General features: G+C 43.2%; 22 protein-coding genes. 4 read left to right on the top strand and 18 right to left on the bottom strand.

The genetic code is table 11. The features are described 5' to 3' along the window. Nucleotides 1–348 precede the first annotated feature (348 nt). Genes NTX75_18720 through NTX75_18735 form a run of 4 tightly spaced genes read left to right on the top strand, consistent with a single transcriptional unit; the run spans nt 349 to nt 2,557 of the window. Entirely contained in the window at nt 349–630 is a 282-nt protein-coding gene (locus NTX75_18720; protein ID MCX5818250.1) for a glutaredoxin family protein, read from the top strand. Beyond that, nucleotides 627–1,139: a ferredoxin:glutaredoxin reductase gene (locus NTX75_18725; GenBank protein ID MCX5818251.1), complete on the top strand. Its 513-nt coding sequence runs from the start codon at nt 627–629 to the stop codon at nt 1,137–1,139. The genes NTX75_18720 and NTX75_18725 overlap by 4 nt, the downstream gene beginning before the upstream one ends. Further along, nucleotides 1,066–1,695, top strand: coding sequence for an RsbRD N-terminal domain-containing protein (locus NTX75_18730; GenBank protein MCX5818252.1), 630 nt, complete (start codon nt 1,066–1,068; stop codon nt 1,693–1,695). The genes NTX75_18725 and NTX75_18730 overlap by 74 nt, the downstream gene beginning before the upstream one ends. Continuing rightward, nucleotides 1,685–2,557 (top strand): flavodoxin family protein, encoded by an 873-nt coding sequence (locus NTX75_18735; GenBank protein MCX5818253.1) that lies wholly within the window; start codon nt 1,685–1,687, stop codon nt 2,555–2,557. The genes NTX75_18730 and NTX75_18735 overlap by 11 nt, the downstream gene beginning before the upstream one ends. Nucleotides 2,558–2,640: 83 nt before the next feature. Here NTX75_18735 and NTX75_18740 read toward each other — a convergent pair whose 3' ends face one another. The 18 genes from NTX75_18740 to rpmF form a co-directional block, all read right to left on the bottom strand. After that, nucleotides 2,641–3,282, bottom strand: coding sequence for a CBS domain-containing protein (locus NTX75_18740; GenBank protein MCX5818254.1), 642 nt, complete (start codon nt 3,280–3,282; stop codon nt 2,641–2,643). A gap of 70 nt (nt 3,283–3,352) precedes the next feature. Next, the gene (locus NTX75_18745) at nt 3,353–3,859 is read right to left on the bottom strand and encodes an NYN domain-containing protein (GenBank protein MCX5818255.1); all 507 of its coding nucleotides are present in this window, start codon (nt 3,857–3,859) and stop codon (nt 3,353–3,355) included. Further along, on the bottom strand, nt 3,847–4,266 hold the full coding sequence (gene nusB / locus NTX75_18750; protein ID MCX5818256.1) for a transcription antitermination factor NusB: 420 nt from the start codon (nt 4,264–4,266) through the stop codon (nt 3,847–3,849). The genes NTX75_18745 and nusB overlap by 13 nt, the downstream gene beginning before the upstream one ends. Continuing rightward, entirely contained in the window at nt 4,239–4,727 is a 489-nt protein-coding gene (gene ribE / locus NTX75_18755) for a 6,7-dimethyl-8-ribityllumazine synthase (protein ID MCX5818257.1), read from the bottom strand. The genes nusB and ribE overlap by 28 nt, the downstream gene beginning before the upstream one ends. A gap of 9 nt (nt 4,728–4,736) precedes the next feature. Next, the gene (locus NTX75_18760; protein ID MCX5818258.1) at nt 4,737–5,942 is read right to left on the bottom strand and encodes a bifunctional 3,4-dihydroxy-2-butanone-4-phosphate synthase/GTP cyclohydrolase II; all 1,206 of its coding nucleotides are present in this window, start codon (nt 5,940–5,942) and stop codon (nt 4,737–4,739) included. A gap of 3 nt (nt 5,943–5,945) precedes the next feature. Next, nucleotides 5,946–6,593, bottom strand: a complete 648-nt coding sequence (locus NTX75_18765; protein ID MCX5818259.1) for a riboflavin synthase — start codon at nt 6,591–6,593, stop codon at nt 5,946–5,948. Then, complete coding sequence (gene ribD / locus NTX75_18770) at nt 6,574–7,677, bottom strand: bifunctional diaminohydroxyphosphoribosylaminopyrimidine deaminase/5-amino-6-(5-phosphoribosylamino)uracil reductase RibD (protein MCX5818260.1); 1,104 nt, start codon at nt 7,675–7,677, stop codon at nt 6,574–6,576. Before ribD ends, NTX75_18765 begins: the two co-directional genes overlap by 20 nt. A gap of 27 nt (nt 7,678–7,704) precedes the next feature. After that, nucleotides 7,705–8,169 carry a transcriptional regulator NrdR gene (gene nrdR, locus NTX75_18775; protein MCX5818261.1) on the bottom strand — a complete coding sequence of 155 codons (465 nt, stop codon included), beginning with the start codon at nt 8,167–8,169 and terminating at the stop codon, nt 7,705–7,707. Then, complete coding sequence (locus NTX75_18780) at nt 8,166–8,624, bottom strand: cytidine/deoxycytidylate deaminase family protein (protein ID MCX5818262.1); 459 nt, start codon at nt 8,622–8,624, stop codon at nt 8,166–8,168. Before NTX75_18780 ends, nrdR begins: the two co-directional genes overlap by 4 nt. Next, nucleotides 8,621–9,871 carry a serine hydroxymethyltransferase gene (locus tag NTX75_18785; protein ID MCX5818263.1) on the bottom strand — a complete coding sequence of 417 codons (1,251 nt, stop codon included), beginning with the start codon at nt 9,869–9,871 and terminating at the stop codon, nt 8,621–8,623. Before NTX75_18785 ends, NTX75_18780 begins: the two co-directional genes overlap by 4 nt. Nucleotides 9,872–9,899: 28 nt before the next feature. Further along, nucleotides 9,900–10,349 carry a ribose 5-phosphate isomerase B gene (gene rpiB / locus NTX75_18790; GenBank protein MCX5818264.1) on the bottom strand — a complete coding sequence of 150 codons (450 nt, stop codon included), beginning with the start codon at nt 10,347–10,349 and terminating at the stop codon, nt 9,900–9,902. Further along, nucleotides 10,346–11,587, bottom strand: a complete 1,242-nt coding sequence (gene fabF / locus NTX75_18795) for a beta-ketoacyl-ACP synthase II (protein MCX5818265.1) — start codon at nt 11,585–11,587, stop codon at nt 10,346–10,348. The genes rpiB and fabF overlap by 4 nt, the downstream gene beginning before the upstream one ends. A gap of 17 nt (nt 11,588–11,604) precedes the next feature. Next, nucleotides 11,605–11,847: an acyl carrier protein gene (acpP, locus tag NTX75_18800; protein MCX5818266.1), complete on the bottom strand. Its 243-nt coding sequence runs from the start codon at nt 11,845–11,847 to the stop codon at nt 11,605–11,607. Nucleotides 11,848–11,894: 47 nt separating this feature from the next. Then, nucleotides 11,895–12,623 carry a 3-oxoacyl-[acyl-carrier-protein] reductase gene (gene fabG / locus NTX75_18805; GenBank protein ID MCX5818267.1) on the bottom strand — a complete coding sequence of 243 codons (729 nt, stop codon included), beginning with the start codon at nt 12,621–12,623 and terminating at the stop codon, nt 11,895–11,897. Next, nucleotides 12,617–13,555, bottom strand: a complete 939-nt coding sequence (fabD, locus tag NTX75_18810; protein ID MCX5818268.1) for an ACP S-malonyltransferase — start codon at nt 13,553–13,555, stop codon at nt 12,617–12,619. Before fabD ends, fabG begins: the two co-directional genes overlap by 7 nt. Before the next feature lie 78 nt (nt 13,556–13,633). After that, the gene (locus NTX75_18815) at nt 13,634–14,797 is read right to left on the bottom strand and encodes an acyl-CoA dehydrogenase family protein (GenBank protein MCX5818269.1); all 1,164 of its coding nucleotides are present in this window, start codon (nt 14,795–14,797) and stop codon (nt 13,634–13,636) included. A 1-nt stretch (nt 14,798) separates the two neighbouring features. Next, on the bottom strand, nt 14,799–15,809 hold the full coding sequence (plsX, locus tag NTX75_18820) for a phosphate acyltransferase PlsX (protein ID MCX5818270.1): 1,011 nt from the start codon (nt 15,807–15,809) through the stop codon (nt 14,799–14,801). A gap of 5 nt (nt 15,810–15,814) precedes the next feature. Further along, on the bottom strand, nt 15,815–15,924 hold a 110-nt coding region (gene rpmF, locus NTX75_18825), incomplete at its 5' end, for a 50S ribosomal protein L32 (protein MCX5818271.1).

Genomic DNA, 15,924 nt, shown 5'->3' on the forward strand with positions numbered 1-15,924 from the left:
AATGTTGCTCGACAATGCTCGCAATGAAACCGTACGCATGTCTGAGTCCCGTTATTTCGGGACGAATTTGCGAAATTGAGTGAAATTCGAGCCTCGGGTACCCGCTTGCGGGTGCGGTAAAAAGCGCAGCGAAGCAGGGAGCGTAAGGTTTAATTGCGAACACGGTGAGCAACAACAGTGTTCCTGCGAAAACAATGTTTGGGCAACAGGCCCAAAGCATCTTACATCACATAAACAGGGTCAATATCAGCTCCGGCTTGACTCTTGTGTTGAAAAAATCAGACCACTCTTAAAAGTAAAAATGCTATAATAGCGAGGGAAGAGTAAAAATCATGAGGAGGGCTATTTATGATAATGAAGCATATTGACGGAGACGACAAAGTAAAATTGTCTCTGTATACTCTGAGCACCTGCATCTGGTGCAAAATGACGAAAAAGCTTCTCAGCGATCTCGGTGTAGGTTACGACTATGTGGACATGGACAGCCTCGAAGGGGAAGAGAAGGAAAAAACCCTGGAAGACCTGAAGCGCTGGAATCCGAGATGCTCATTCCCTTCCCTCGTAATCAATAATGAAACATGCATAGTCGGTTATGATGATAAAAGGATCAAGGAAGCGATGGGACGATGATTCACGAAAACGAAATTGACCCAAAAGATGTCGATACGCTCTACGAAAAACTATCAAAAGACGCCGGATCATCAGGATACTACCTCAACCCTGACATAGAATTTACAAAAGCGCTTATCAGCGGTCTCATTACCAACCAGAAAAGGTATGGATATTCTTCATGTCCATGCAGGCTTGCCGCTGGAAATAAAGCAGACGACCTCGACATTATATGCCCCTGTGATTACAGGGACCAGGACCTCAACGAATACGGCGCCTGTTATTGTGCCCTCTATGTTTCTAAGGCGGTTGTCGGCGGGGAGAGGAAAGTCTCTCCCATCCCAGAGAGGAGACCACCAATAGAAGAGAGGAAAAAGGGCAAAGCGAATAATCCTAAGGGTGTTAACCCCTCTCTATCCTATCCTGTCTGGAGATGCAAGGTATGCGGATACTTATGTGCCAGAGAAAATCCTCCTGAGGTGTGTCCCATATGCAAGGCAAAACAGGAAAGATTCGAGAGGTTCATATAAACACTGGGTTACCGCAACACAACAACTGATTATGAGCTTACAGGACAAAATAAAACAAAAGAAAAAGGCAATCTCCGAGAGATGTTTTAACCTCATTGCCGGCACCTACCCTCCCGCAACATCTCAACTATTAAAACGGGAAAAAGACAGATTTTTAAATCCAGTTGGATATACCATACAAAATGAAATAGAGACCATTTTCGACGAGCTTACAGGGGAAATGAATTCAAACAAATTACATACGGCGCTCGAAAGCATCATTAAGATAAGAGCGGTTCAGGATTTTACTCCATCTGAAGCCATTGGGTTCGTTTTTCTCCTCAAGGAGGCGGTAAGGGAAGAAACGACGAAAGACAGGTTTCAAGGGGTCAGGGGTCAGGGGTCAGGGGTCAAAGATAATGAGGCAGAAATATTTGAAGAATTGCTTGAGTTTGAACAGAGAATAGACAGAATTGCATTGATGGCCTTTGATATATATATGGAGTGCCGCGAAAAAATATATGAAATAAAGACTAAAGAAATAGAACTAAGAGTGAAGGTAAATTATGGAAAATAAAAACTCAACACGCAACACGCAACACTCAAAACAGATTCTCGGCCTTGTCGGTTCTCCCCGCAAACTCGGCAATTGTGAGGTATTTATCAAAGAGATATCCAGCAAAATAGAGGTTCCTCATGAGCTGAACCTCATAAGGTTGCCTTCACTGAATATACTCCCCTGCCATGCCTGTTATGGGTGTATCATGGGAAACCCATGTCCGAATAAAGACGATATGGATTTTCTGCTGGAATCAATCACACGATCCGATGCAATCCTTGTTGCTACACCGGTCTATTATCTCGGCGCTCACAGCATCTTTAAAAGGATACTCGACAGGGGATTCCTTTTTTACAATTATATTGAAAAAACCTACAATAAACCTTGCATTCTTATAAATATTTACGGCATTGAAGACAGAATAGGCATCTCTCCGCAAACGCTGATGACCTTCGCATCATTCCTCTGTTTAAACATTAAAGAAAGCGCGAACATTAAAGCAGCTCTTCCAGGCGAAATTCTGATGGACACAGGGAACAGGCAAAAGGCAGAAACATTGGCCGGAATGTTGTTTTCCGATAAAGAGGTAAAGAGTAAATCCGGTTGCCCTTATTGCGGGTGCGACATTGTAAGAATAGAAAAAGAAAGATTCATTTGCACATTGTGTCACAGTCATTTTTTCGTGGACAATCAGGGAAGTAGATTTAAAATAAAAGACGGGGGTATATTAGGACCCCCTGAACATATGAACACCCACAGGGAATGGCTGAAGGGGATGAAAAACAGGTTTCTTGAAAAAAGGAAGGAAATACTTAAAAATTCCATTCCCTACAAAGACATGGGTAAATGGATCGAACCAAACAAAAGCAGTAAGGAGTAAGGAATGAGGAGTTAAAAACCCTTGACCCCTCGAACCCTTGACCCCTCGAACCCTTGACCCCTCGAACCCTGTTTTTTTGTCTGCTACGCTGTATATTCCCTTAAATCAACTGTGTAACCGAGGTCTCTTAACTCTTTCATGATGGAGGTTGCGTCATCCGTTTCAAGATGCAGCACAAGGTCAAATTTGTCCTGATCTGGTGGAATCCAGAATGTTTTTACCTTTAAGCCTGCTTTGATTATTACATCCATAACCTTATGAGATTCTTCTCTTGCTCCGGCGCCATAAACAATGATACGTGTACCGGTGGCTCCAATCCCCAAAAGCGGGTAGAGTATTTTATTGAAGGCGTCCGTTGAGGATATTATGCCTATAAGCCTGTCCCCTTCAACCACAGGGAGACAGCCAACCTTATTCTTTTGTGCTATAGCCACTGCTTTCTCGATAGTCGTGTCCGGTGAAACAGTCAAAACATTCGTTTTCATAATTTCTTTTACGGTAAGTTTTGACATGAGATAAAAAAGCTGTCTCTGGTTTGCTGGTGTCGCTGTAGAAGGGCTCGCTTTCAGAATATCATCTTTTGTGATCAGTCCAACTAACATCCCCTTGTCAACAACCGGTAATCTGCCGATCCCGTGAAACACCATAATTCTCTCCGCATCAAGCGCATAAGTATCGCTGGAAACTGTAACTACATTGTAAACCATTATGTCTTTTACTAACATGATTCCCTCTCATTTATTTATTTTTTTGGTAAATATTTAGATTTTTTTTCCTTTGGTGTCAAGATGTTTATTAAATTTTACTGATAACCTTTGACGCTTTCCTCAATTTCTTCGGGAGTTTTCTCGGGTTACCTTTTTTCCTGACAGAATATGCCTCTTCCTCGACCGCTTCTTCATCCTTGCTGATACCCACTTGAAAAATCATCATTTCCAGTTTGGCCGGTACAACAAAGGCAACCCCGTATCTTTTTGCCTCATCAATTATAGCACGATCAGAGGTTACTATGACCATACCTGCCTTCTTCTCGCGTATCCACCCTATCATGACATCGTCAGCAGTCTCATTCTCCCTCGAATATACAACGTCAATACCCTTATAATTCTCTCTTTGCCTTCCAGTGGAAAAGCTATTGTAGGCGTCAAAAACAACGGTTATTCTCATACCTTTTTGTTTCTTATATTGAACAAATTTATCCAGGAAAACCCTCCGGATCATATCCATATTTGTATCAGCCGGTATACTTGAAGACCTTATTCTGTGTATATAATTATATCCATCGATGATTATGTGAGGCATGGCTTCTTATAATAGTCCTTAAAAACCCTATCCAGAACACCGTTGATAAAATTTCCGGAGTCTTCATTTCCATACTTTTTTGCCAGCTCTATCGCTTCATCAATGGCAACTTTGGGAGGAACATCATCAGAGAACAGCATCTCATAAATACCGATTCTCAAAATGTTTTTATCAACAAAGGCGATTCTGTTGATCTTCCAATGCTCACTGGCATCCTGAATATATGTGTCTATAATTTCCCTATCCTTTTTGACGCCAAGCATCAACGATTCGGCATAATCGACTACATCCTGCTGATAGGGAAAGATATTGCAGTAATTTTCTAATGCAAGCTCTGGATTTGAACTGTTGGTTTCTAACTGATACAGCATCCTCAAAGCTAATTCCCTGGATTTTCTTCTGCGCACAAAGCATTATCCTTTATAAGATTCACCATCTCAATGGCGGTAATGGCTGCATCATATCCTTTATTCCCGGACTTTGTACCGGCCCTTTCTATTGCCTGTTCAATATTTTCGCTGGTTATAATGCCAAATGCAACAGGCTTATCAAACTCAAGGGAAACCTGGGCTATACCTTTGGCAACCTCTGATGCAACATAATGGAAATGAGATGTTGCGCCTTTTATAACAGTGCCGAGACAAATAACAGCATCAATATCCTTTTTCTTAGCGAGTAACTTTGCCATAAGCGGTATTTCGAATGAGCCTGGAATCTTGTATATATCAATCTTTTTTTCATCGGCGCCATGTCTTTTTAAGGCATCGAGCGCGCCTTCAAGAAGCCTTTCCGTGATAAAGCTATTAAATCTGCTCACCACAATGGCAAATTTAAATCCCTTTGCATTAAGCTTGCCTTCTCTTATCATATATGCTCCTTACAGGTTATTTAAAATATGGCCAAGCTTCTTCTGCTTGGTCTTCAGATATGCAATATTGTCTTTTGTGGGTGATATTTCAAGGGGAACTCTCTCAGCAACAGTAAGCCCATACCCTTCAAGTCCCTTTATCTTCCTTGGATTATTTGTGAGCAATCTCATCTTTCTTACACCAATGTCATTTAATATCTGGGCGCCAATGCCATAATCCCTTAAATCCGGGGAAAAACCAAGGGCAATATTCGCCTCAACTGTATCGTGCCCAAGGTCTTGAAGGTTATACGCTTTCAGTTTATTCAACAGTCCGATCCCCCTGCCCTCCTGCCTCATGTAAAGAAAGACACCTTTGCCCTCCTTTTCGATCATTTTCAATGCAGAATGCAGTTGATCACCGCAATCGCATCGCATTGACCCGAGCACGTCTCCGGTAAAACATTCAGAATGAACCCTCACGAGAACGTTATCATCCGGTGAAATATCACCTTTTACAAGTGCCAGGTGCGTCTTTTTATCTAAGTCGTTCTCATAGCATATGAGCCTGAATTCACCACCGTACCGCGTGGGGATCCTCGTTTCAGTAACGCGCCTCACTAATTTCTCATTCTTTGTCTTATATTTAATCAAATCTGCAATGCTGACAATTTTCAATCCGTGTTTTTCTGCAAATATCTCCAGGTCTGGAAGTCGTGCCATAGTACCGTCTTCCTTCATAACCTCGCATATAACTCCCGAAGGTTTCAGCCCTGCAAGCTTTGCCAGGTCCATCGATGCTTCGGTATGTCCGACCCTGACAAGCACCCCTCCATTTCGTGCCATGAGCGGGAAGATATGGCCTGGTCTTGCCAGGTCATCAGCCGTAGCTTCATCGTCTATGGCCACCAGTATCGTCTTTGCCCTGTCATAGGCAGAAATCCCGGTGGTCACCCCTTCTTTTGCCTCTATTGATACCGTAAAGGCAGTGTTATACGGAGAGGTGTTCTCCTGAACCATGAGGGGAAGATCGAGGCGCCTTGCCCTTTCCTCGGTCAGGGAGAGACATATAAGTCCACAGGCATATCTTGCCATAAATGTTATTGCCTCAGGAGTTGCTTTCTCTGCGGCAACCATTACATCCCCTTCATTTTCCCTGTCTTCATCATCAACAATGATGACCATTTTGCCTTCACGAACATCGTCAATAATATCTTCAATTCTCGAAATCGCCATTTCTTAATCCCCTTTTGCAAAACCATGTTCGTAAAGGAAATTCATGTCTACACCCTTACACTGGTCCTTATTTACAAAACTCTGTACATATTTACCAATAATGTCGGCTTCTATGTTTACCTTATCACGAAGGCTTCTATCGCCTATTGTAGTTTTAGAGGCCGTGTATGGAATTATATTAACTGTAATAATATTACCATGTTGCTCGTTTACAGTCAAACTTATTCCGTCTATGGCAATAGATCCCTTCTTAACAAGATATTGAGAAGCATCCGGGGGAATTTCCACCTCCAGCTTTATCGAATCCCCTTCTTTCTTCATATTGACTATCGTTCCCATCCCATCGATATGACCCATGACAAAATGGCCGCCGAATCTTCCACCGGCACTTATCGCCCTTTCAATATTCACCCTGCTTCCCGCCTTTTTATGCTGGAGTGTCGTCAATTTTAACGTTTCAAGTGAGGCATCGGCATGGAGCATATCATTCTCCACCTTTGTTGCCGTTAAACAGACGCCATCAATTGCTACACTATCGCCTTCCCGTACGCCTCCGTTCAGGAGTTTTGTGGCAACCTTAAGCTCCCACTTTCCGCCCGTCCTGTTGATACCGACTATTTTTCCAATATCCTCAATAATCCCTGTGAACATATCCCTCTATATATATATCCTCTTTAAACCGTTTAATTGCGGATATATCAATTTTATGTGCATCTTTTAAAAAATCTATCCCTTTACCGCCTATAAGGTTTAATGCGCCCTTGCCGCCTATGATAATAGGGGCATAGAACAAGAGGATTTTATCCATGAGCCCTTCTCTCAGAAGACTGCTGTTTGTTTCGCCACCACCCTCAACAAGAACGTTCACGATCTCTCTTCTATATAGTTCTTCACACACGTGTTTCAACGATACCCTTCCGCTCTCCTCTTTGGGAACCCCGATAATCTCCACACCCAGCGAACTCAGCTTACTGCTCTTATCATGCCTTGATTCTTCTGAGGTAAATATCCAGGTTTTATACTTCTCTGAGGTTTTAACAATATCACAGGACAAAGGTATCCTGAGCTTAGAATCAAGAATAATACGGACAGGAGTCCTGTTTGACTTCAATACCCTTGGTACAAGTAAAGGATTATCGGTAATAACCGTATTAATGCCAACCATTATACCATCCGTCATGGACCGCAGTCTGTTTACATATTTTCTCGATTCTTCATTTGAAATCCATTTCGAATCGCATGTTTTCGTAGCAATTTTACCATCAAGGCTTACAGCGGCCTTCATGGTGAAAAAGGGTCTCTTTTTTTCCATATAAACAACAAACGATTCATTTAACTTTCGTGCTTCCTCTTCAAGAAGGCCTACTTTTATATCAATATCTGCCTTTCTCAGCGCTTCAACGCCTTTTCCGTTTACATTCGGATTCGGGTCAAGCATTGAGATTACTACCTTTTTAATCCCTGCCTTTTTAATTGCATCAACACAGGGGGGTGTTCTTCCGGTATGCGTACATGGCTCGAGATTTATATAAAGCGCCGAACCCAGCGCCTCTCCTTTCGCATCGGCAATAGCATTCACCTCTGCATGAGGAAGGCCTGCCTTTTTATGATAACCCTTACCGATGATCTTTTTCGATTTTACTAAAACCGCGCCTACCATCGGATTCGGGGATGTTGAACCAATACCTCTTTTAGCAAGGGAAAGCGCCATGCGCATATATTCTTCTTCTTTCACATCATTAACCCCTCAATTGACTCTTTACTATTGTTCCCCTTTTTTTATGAGAAGGTCTTTCAACTCTTCCATAAACTCATTTATATCCCTGAACTGCCTGTATACTGAAGCGAATCTTACATATGCCACTTCATCAAGCTTTCTTAGCTCTTCCATCACCATTTCGCCAATCTCTGCACCTTTTATTTCCCTCTCGCCCTTTTCGAGGAGATTATACTCAATCCGTGAGACTATTTTTTCAAGATTCGTTATACTGATTGGCCTCTTCTCGCATGCCTTCTTTAAGCCATTTAAAATTTTTGCCCTGTCAAAAACTTCCCTCCGCCCATCTTTTTTTATAACAAGGGGAAGGCCTTCTTCAATCCGCTCAGCTGTGGTAAAGCGTTTTCCGCATTTAAGACACTCCCGGCGCCTTCGTATGGCATCCAGTTCCTTGCTTACTCTTGAATCAAGGACTTTACTCTCTGAATCATCACAGTAAGGACATTTCATGTTTTCATTTCCACTTTCTTCAAAACTATTCCCGATTCATTTACAAGTTCCATGGCGAGATCATCAGAATAACCGTCAAGATAAAAAACCCTTGTAATCCCGGCGTTGATAATCATTTTTATGCATATTGAACATGGAAGGTGTGTCGAATAGATGTCGGCTCCATTTATACTGACACCGTGGTATGCAGCCTGAATGATGGCATTCTGTTCGGCATGTAAGCCTCTGCATAACTCATGTCTCTCTCCTGATGCTACATTTAATCTTTCCCGCAAGCATCCGGAGTCGATGCAATGTGTTAAACCAATTGGGGCACCATTATAACCGGTTGAGAGAATTCTTTTGTCTTTTACCGCTACTGCCCCGACATTTCTTCTTTTACATGTAGACCTTTTCGATACTATTCCCGCAATCTCCATGAAGTAAACATCCCATGTAGGGCGATCTTTTTTCATATCTGATATATGCGGGAATAAAAGGGGAACTTCTTACATAAGGCTTTTACTTCTTCTTTTATTTCAAGGTGTAACGATTCATTGTCAATTTCTTTCAATGCTCTATCGATGAGATCACATATTAATTCCATCTCGTTTTCTTTCATCCCTCGGGTTGTTATTGCCGGAGTCCCTATTCTGATACCGCTTGCCACATTAGGGCTCTTGGTATCAAAGGGGATCAGGTTTTTATTCACCATAATACCGCTTCTCTCAAGGGCCTCCTGTGCCACCATTCCCGTTATTCCCTTGCTTGACAACAGGTCGACGAGAAAAAGATGATTGTCGGTTCCGCCTGACACCATTCTGTAACCACGCTTTTGCATGCAGTTACTCAGGTATTTAGCATTACGTATGATCTGTGCCTGATATTCTTTGAACTCCTCACTCATGGCATTTTTTAACGCAACGGCCTTTGCGGCAATCACATGCATGAGTGGCCCGCCCTGGATACCAGGAAAAACAGCAGAGTCAATTTTTTTTGCAAATTGTTTTTTGCAGAGTATCAAGCCTCCCCGTGGTCCACGGAGCGTTTTGTGTGTCGTTGTAGTAACAAAATCTGCATATTCTACGGGGCTCTGGTGCCATCCGGCAACCACAAGACCTGCAATATGCGCAATATCTGCCATGAGATAGGCGCCTGCTTCGTCTGCAATCTCTCTGAATTTTTTAAAATCAATAATCCTCGGGTAGGCACTTGCACCGGCAATGATCATCTTTGGTTTTTCACGAAGGGCAATTCGCCTGATCTCATCATAGTCCAGTATCTCGTCTTTGCTTGAAACGGTATAGCCGAGCGCCCTGTAAAACTTGCCTGAAAAACTCACTTTTGCACCATGGGTAAGGTGTCCGCCGTGGGCTATATCCATACCGAGGATTGTATCGCCTATGTTGAGGACAGCATAAAAAACAGCCATGTTTGCAGAGGAACCGGAGTGCGGCTGGACATTTGCATGTTCAGCCTTAAATAATGCCTTCGCCCTTTCTATGGCAATATCTTCTATCTCATCGTAAAATGTGCACCCGCTGTAGTACCGCTTTGTGGGATACCCTTCAGCATATTTATTTGTTAACACACAGCCCTGTGCCTCAAGGATTTCTTCATCTACGTAATTCTCGGATGCTATAAGGATAAGGCTGTATTCTTCCCTTTCGGTTTCCTTTCTTATGAGCCTGTATATTTCGCTGTCTTTCTCTGCAAGTTTCATTTCTTCTATGATTTTCCTTGTTTTCTCGTTACTTCAAATGCTCCGCTTCATATTGCATTATCTTCTCAATTCTCTTTTCGTGCCTGCCGCCTTCGAATAATGTATTGAGCCAGACATTTACAATCTCTTCTGCAAGCCCTTGGCCAGTAACCCTGGAGCCAAGAACAAGTATATTGGCATCGAGGTGTTTCCGGCTCTGCATGGCAGTGTACAGATCAAAAGCTAATGAAGCTCTGATCCCTTTTACCTTGTTCGCCACAATGCTCATGCCAACACCCGTACCACATATGAGGATTCCCCTATCAACCTCTCCCCCGGATACAAGGTTCGCAACCTTAAAACCAAAATCGGAATAATCAACCGAGTTGCTTGTATCGGTACCTGCATCAATAAGTGCGTATCCTTTTGTCGCTAACACACGTTTGATATATTCTTTCAGCTCAAAGCCGGCATGGTCAGATCCTATGGCTAACTTCAAAACACAGGTCTCCTGAAAATAAGCGTGGAATTGGTGCCGCCAAACCCGAATGAATTCGAAAGGACTACATTTATTGTGTGGCTCCTTGCCTTATTTGGTACGTAGTCGAGGTCACATTGAGGGTCGGGTGTCTCATAATTAATCGTGGGGGGACATACCTGATCCCTTATGCTCAGGATAGAAAAAACAGCCTCCACCGCCCCTGCCGCACCCAGTAAATGGCCTGTCATCGATTTGGTAGAACTGACAGGGATTTTATACGCCTTTTCTTTAAAAACTTCTTTTATGGCAAGCGTTTCTGTATAATCATTTAATTCCGTCGATGTACCGTGTGCATTGATATAATCTACCTCTTCCGGCGGCATTCCTGCATCCCTCAAGGCCATTCTTATACAACGTATAAAACCTTCCCCATCTGGACTTGGTGCCGTTATGTGGTATGCATCCCCGTTATATCCGTATCCAACGATTTCCGCATATATTCTGGCGCCTCTTTTCAAAGCATGTTCAAGCTCTTCCATAATGATGATGCCGCTGCCTTCTGCAACAACAAAACCATCCCGGTCCTTTTCAAAGGGGCGTGATGCCTTTTCCGGCGCATCGTTTCTCGTGGAAAGTGCCTTCATGGCATTGAAGCCTCCAACAGTTAGAGGGGTAAGATTTGCCTCTGTACCTCCTGCCACCATCACATCTGCATCGCCATACTGGATAATCCTTAGAGACTCTCCTATGCAATGTGAGCCTGTTGCACAGGCGGTCACAATACATAGATTCGGACCCTTCATCCCATGCTGGATAGCTATATGTCCGGGTGCCTCATTTGCTATAAGCATAGGAATAAAAAAGGGTGAGATCCTTCCGGGCCCTCTTTCTAACAGGATGCTGTGATATTTTTCGAGGGTCGGTAATCCTCCGAGACCCGTACCTACAACAACCCCTGCCCTTTCAGCATTCTCTTTGCTCATATCGAGTCCGGAATCTTCAATGGCTATCTTTGTTGCAGCAAGGGCATACTGGATGAAAAGGTCTATTCTTTTAATCTCTTTTGGTGAAATATAATCCTCAGCCTTAAAATCTCTGACCTCCCCGGCAAACTTTGTATCGTGCCGGGTCACATCAAACCTTGTTGTTGGGGCTATTCCTGACTCACCATTGAGAATTCTCTTCCATACATTGTCTATACCTACACCGAGAGGTGTAACAAGACCAACCCCTGTCACAACGACTCTTCTTTTCAACGTATCCACCTCTTATTTTATTTATTCACCAGATGTTCTTCGATGTATCTTATGGCATCCCCGACTGTCTCCATTTTTTCTGCATCTTCATCCGGGATTTCAATGCCATATTCATCCTCGAGTGCCATGATAAGTTCTACGATATCAAGAGAATCTGCCCCAAGGTCATCAATAAACTTCGCTTCGGGGATCACTTCAGCTTCACTCACTCCGAGTTGCTCGACGATCATCTTCTTTACTTTTTCAGTTACTGTCATTATAGTCACCTCCTAATTTTTTAAAAACAGCCATTAGTTGCCGGCCATTATTACATATGCAAACCACCGTTAACATTTATCACCTCCCCTGTAATATAACTTCCGTAATCTGAAAGCAGGAAATATACCACATAAGCCACATTCAAGGGGTCACCAAATTTTTTCATAGGAATTGCTTTTAGCATCTCTTCTTTTGCCCTGTCATCTAAAGCATCCGTCATTTTCGTTTTAATAAATCCAGGGGCAATTGCGTTTACCCTGATTCCCCTCTCCCCGTATTCCTTTGCAACAGTTTTTGTAAAACCGATAATGCCTGCCTTGCTTGCAGCATAGTTTGCCTGGCCGGCATTCCCCATGACGCCTGCAATGGATGAGATATTTACAATAGAGCCGCCCGTCTTCAACATGTGTCTGATAACAAACCTGGTGCAGTTAAAAACACTTTTAAGGTTTACCTGCATTACCCTGTCCCAATCGTCTTCCTTCATCCGTAATAACAACTTGTCTATAGTAATCCCTGCATTATTCACCAGGTTATTAATCTTTCCCATCTTTTTTAACACATTTTCAACGCCCTCTTCAACAGCATGAAAATCTGACACATCCACACTAAAAAACTCGGCAGACACCCCCTTTGAACGCATCACTTCTACTGCTTCATTTCCATCAAGAATATCAAATATGGCGATATTCCCGCCTTTTTCTGCAAGAAACTCTGCTATACATCTGCCGATACCCTGCGAACCACCGGTAACTATTGTAATGGTGTCTTTCACGATATAGCTCCTTTCAATGCTTCAATATCCTCAATTTCTTCCACGTTGTAGCATGGAATATCCGGCGCTATTCTCTTTATCAGATTCGAAAGGACCTTCTGCGGGCCCACCTCCAAAAACACCTCCACACCTTCTTTTGCCATTCTCTTTACACAACTTTCCCATAAAACAGGTGAAAACATCTGTCTGTAAAGCTTGTCCTGGATTCTATTCTTATCCTGTTCAGGAACAGCATCCACGTTACAAACAACGGGCATAAGCATATCGTTTTTTGAAATTTTGCTCAACTCTTCTTTTAATTTCTCTGCAGCTTTCCCCATGAGCGGGCTATGAAAAGGGCCTGAAACATTTAAAAAAACTGCCTTCCTGTACCCTATACCCTTTAACCTCTCTACGCTTTCTTTCAGGGCATCAACATCCCCTGACAATACAACCTGCTCGGAAGAATTGAGATTAGCCGGCACAGCAACATAATCGCCATGAGAAACCTCTTTCAAAACAGGTTCTACTTTATCCATGACTGCACCAATCAGAGCCACCATGCCACCTTTTCCTTTGGGGCAGGCATCCTCCATGAGCAGGCCTCTCTTCCTGGTTATCTTTAATGCATCCTCAAAGGTAAAAAAACCACTGGCAAGCAAAGCCGTATATTCGCCGAGACTGTGCCCGGCAAAAAGAAATGGCTTAATGCCTGTCTCTTTCTCCAGTACCTGCCAGACAGCATAACTTACCATGAGCAAAGAAGGCTGGGTATTGTACGTCTGTCTTAACTCGTCCTCGGGTCCCTCAAAGCACAGGTTTGTGATGGGGAAATCAAGTATATCATCTGCCATTTTAAACAGTTGTTTGACACTATCAAATTGGTCGTAGAGTTTTTTCCCCATACCAACATGTTGTGAACCCTGCCCCGGAAAAACAACACCTACTCTCTTCATACATCTCTCCACATGTTATTATGAGCTTTTTATTTTGATCTTAATTTACAACTCAAAACTCAAAACTCAAAACTGTCTTTACTTTTTCCTCTTCGATGCCGCCTCTTTAATGAGTTCGAGGGAAATTACGTTTCTCTGAATCTGATTTGTACCTTCATAAATCTGGAGTATTTTTGCATCCCTCATCATCTTTTCAACAGGATATTCCTTCATGTAACCGTAGCCTCCAAATATCTGGATCGCATCGACGGTTACCTTCATCGCTACATCACTCGGGAAAACCTTGGCCATGGCCGAAACCTTTGAAAAATCCTTTGGATTGCTGTCAATATGCCTGGCAACCGCATACACAAGGGCGCGGGCAGCTTCAACCTGCATTGCCATGTCGGCAAGCATATGCTGAATTGCCTGGAATGAGATGATTTTCCTTTCGAACTGTTCCCTTACCCTCGCGTAACTTACTGCTGCCTCCAGCGCACCCTGGGCAACTCCCACTGCCTGGGCTCCTATGCCGGGCCTCGTTCTGTCAAAGGTCCTCATGACAAGGATAAAACCCAATCCCTCCCTACCTATAACATTTTCTTTAGGAACTTTGCAATCCTGAAATACAAGCTCTCGTGTCGCAGAAGCCCTGATACCAAGCTTGTTCTCCTTTTTTCCAAACGAAAAACCTTCCATGCCCTTTTCAACAATAAAGGCTGTTGCGCCTCTCCCGCCTTTGCTTTTGTCGGTCATTGCTACAACACTGTAAATCTCTGCCTCTCCGCCGTTTGTAATCCACTGCTTTGTGCCGTTAAGGATATATTCATTTCCAACCTTTTTTGCCTCGGTCCTTATACCCTGAGCATCACTTCCTGCGTTTGCCTCGGTCAACCCGAAAGCCCCGAGTTTCCTTCCACTCGCTATCTCAGGAATATATTTCTTTTTCTGTTCTTCTGAACCACCAAGCAGAATAGGATATGCACCGAGAAGACTCGCCGCATAACTCACTGAAACACCGAGGCACGCCCTGCTCAATTCCTCGACAACAATACAGTTCTCAAAGGTTCCACCGCCTATTCCTCCGTATTCTTCGGGTATATTTACACCAAAAAGACCTGTTTCCGCACAGGTTTTCATAATACTCCATGGAAATTCCTGTTTTTCATCAAGTTCCGCCCTTATGGGGACAACCTTTTCCTCTGCAATCCTTCGGGCCAATGTTTGAATATGCTTTTGTTCTTCTGTTAAGAAGTAATCCATTTCATCTCTCCTTTATCCGCTGAAGTGACTGATAACTTTGTATTTTCTCTTTGATGGCATTATTTAATCCTTTTTCTACAAAACCCTTTGCCATTCCAATGGCGTTCTTTATGGCCTTTTCATTTGATCTTCCGTGACATATGACGCAGACACCATCTACCCCGAGAAGGGGCGCCCCACCGTATTCGGAAAAATCTATTCTCCGGCGAAGCTCTTTGAACACATCCTTCATAAAAAAATAACCGATCTTTCCCCGGAGACTTTTACCGATATTATCTTTGAAAAATGTCATTAATACCTCTGCCACACCCTCACTTACCTTCAAGACTACATTCCCTACAAAACCGTCTGTCACAACGACATCAGCATTGCCTTTATACATATCCATGCCTTCCACATACCCGATATAATTTAAATCAAGGTCTTTCACAATGGCATGCGCTTCCCTTGTCAGCTCATTCCCCTTCGTCTCTTCTTCCGCATTACTCAGGATGCCAACCCGCGGAGCCTCAATTCCAAGAACACTCCTTGCAAAGGCATCGCCCATAACAGCAAACTGGGCAAGATGTCCGGGCTTACAATCAACATTTCCTCCCGCATCAAGAAGGATCGATATACCGCCTTTTACGTTCGGGTTTAACGTTGCTATCGCAGGTCTGTCAACTGACTGAAACCTCCCAAGCGTAAAGATGGCAAAAGCCATTGCCGCTCCGGAATTGCCCGCCGTAACAACACCCTGCACTTTATCTTCCTTGAGTAACTCAAAGGCCTTATTCATGGAAGATTCTCTTTTTTTCCTCAGGGCAGTTGAAGGAGATACATCCATCTCCACATATGTTGAGGTATGGACAATTTCAATACCTTCTGAATTACCTATTAAGGGCCTTATAACATTTTCATCGCCCAGAAGGACTACATCAGCCAACCCCTCCCTGCATGCCAGTTCTGCCCCTTTCACAACAGCATGGGGGGCAAAATCCCCTCCCATCGCATCAACCGCTATCTTTACCATTGATGTTATAATTCTTCTACTTTAAGATATTTTTTACCTTTGTAGTAGCCGCATTTCGGACAAACAATATGCGGCAGTTTGGGCTCTTTACAATTCGGGCAAAGCCCGACATTCA

The organism is Pseudomonadota bacterium (assembly GCA_026388315.1).
Classification (GTDB): domain Bacteria; phylum Desulfobacterota; class Syntrophorhabdia; order Syntrophorhabdales; family Syntrophorhabdaceae; genus MWEV01.